The organism is Streptomyces mutomycini (genome assembly GCF_001700505.1).
In the GTDB taxonomy this organism is placed as follows: domain Bacteria; phylum Actinomycetota; class Actinomycetes; order Streptomycetales; family Streptomycetaceae; genus Streptomyces; species Streptomyces mutomycini.
Genome location: NZ_MAPV01000164.1, coordinates 670 through 2,015, shown reverse-complemented (window position 1 = coordinate 2,015; position 1,346 = coordinate 670). Strand labels below are relative to the sequence as shown.

The following is a 1,346-nucleotide window of genomic DNA, read 5'->3' as shown; positions in this document are numbered from 1 at the left end:
CCCCGGGGGAGCTTCAACTTCTCGTCCAGCCGCTCCACGTGGCGAATACGCTGCTCTTCGGACAGATAGGTGGAAGGACCACCCCGGAGAATGACATTGGGCTCGGCGATGCTCATGCGGTACTTACTCCTCGGTGAATGTCAGGCTTTCGGTCGGGGTTCAGGTCGAGGGATCGCTCTGTGGCCGGCACAGTGATTGCCGTGACCACAAGACCGTTCCCGGCGATCCAGCGGCCGGTGAATCCCTCAGGGGCACTACGGATACCGCGGACACCTTGCGGAAGAATATGTGCGGAAAACGTTCCGGCTTCCGGATCGATCTCGATGAGGGCGTCTTCGAATCCAAGTGGACGACGGGTGAGCGGAAACCAGGTCTTATAAACGCTTTCCTTCGCACTGAAAAGCATCCTGTCCCAGTGCACGCCGGGAAAGTTGCGAAGCAGTTCCTTCGTCCTTGTCACCTCCCGGGGAAGCGCCACGGCCTCGAGGACGCCGTCCGGCAGTGGCTGGTCCGNNGGCCGGTCCGACGGGAACTTGAGGCGGGCGAGCGCCATGCGGGCACAATGACGTCCCGTGGTGAATTCGCGGCGCCGGGAATCCACGGAATCGCGAACGAGTACCTCCTCCTCGGGAAGAAGCGTGGCCTCCGGTGGATCCGTGAACACCTCGTGCGAAGCGATTTCCGCTGCGAGCAACTGCCCAATCATCGCTTTCACCCGTTCCAGGCCGGTGATTGTTCTGCAACCACAGGGGAGGATTTCGTGAAGCGTATTTCTCCTCCGTCGGAGGCGACACCCCTATGTTCGATCTCTCACCCCTATTTACGTGTCGAAACCCCTGCATTCATGCAAACCTGAGCTGCGGGCGCGAGCGCGTGGTTCATGCTGCGGCCGTGGCTGCCTGCGTACGGACGACGAGGAGCAAGGACATGCCCCAGGAATTCCGGCGGATCGATGTGCCGCTCGGTGCGCGGTCGTACTCCGTGCGGATCGGCCCAGGCGTGCGTCACACACTGCCCGAGGTGGTGGCCGAGACCGGCGCGGCGCGGGTCGTCATCGTGTCCGCGAGGCCCAGCACCTGGGTGCCGGATCCCGGAGTGCCGGCGCTGACGCTGGAGGCGAAGGACGGCGAGGCCGACAAGACGCTGGCAACGGTGGAGGAGCTCTGCCGCCGGTTCGCCGAGTTCGGACTGACCAGGACGGACGCGGTGGTCTCCTGCGGAGGCGGAACGACCACCGATTCGGTGGGCCTGGCGGCCGCGCTCTACCACCGCGGTGTTCCGGTGATCCATCTGCCGACTTCACTCCTGGCCCAGGTCGACGCGAGCGTCGGCGGGAAGACCGCGGT

1 protein-coding gene and 3 pseudogenes are annotated in these 1,346 nt (G+C 64.4%); 1 reads left to right on the top strand and 3 read right to left on the bottom strand.

Going from position 1 to position 1,346, the window contains the following annotated elements; genetic code table 11:
• The 3 genes and pseudogenes from BFF76_RS34035 to BFF76_RS34025 form a co-directional block, all read right to left on the bottom strand.
• On the bottom strand, positions 1 to 116 hold a 116-nt coding region (locus tag BFF76_RS34035), incomplete at its 3' end, for a DUF5988 family protein (protein WP_244167329.1).
• Positions 113 to 513: pseudogene (locus BFF76_RS34030) on the bottom strand (4'-phosphopantetheinyl transferase family protein); the annotation flags it as partial. The pseudogene BFF76_RS34030 and the gene BFF76_RS34035, both read right to left, overlap by 4 nt.
• Before the next feature lie 2 nt (positions 514 to 515).
• A pseudogene (locus BFF76_RS34025) lies at positions 516 to 706 on the bottom strand (4'-phosphopantetheinyl transferase); the annotation flags it as partial.
• 92 nt (positions 707 to 798) lie between these two features.
• Here BFF76_RS34025 and BFF76_RS34020 point away from each other — a divergent pair.
• Positions 799 to 1,346, top strand: a pseudogene (locus BFF76_RS34020) (hypothetical protein); the annotation flags it as partial.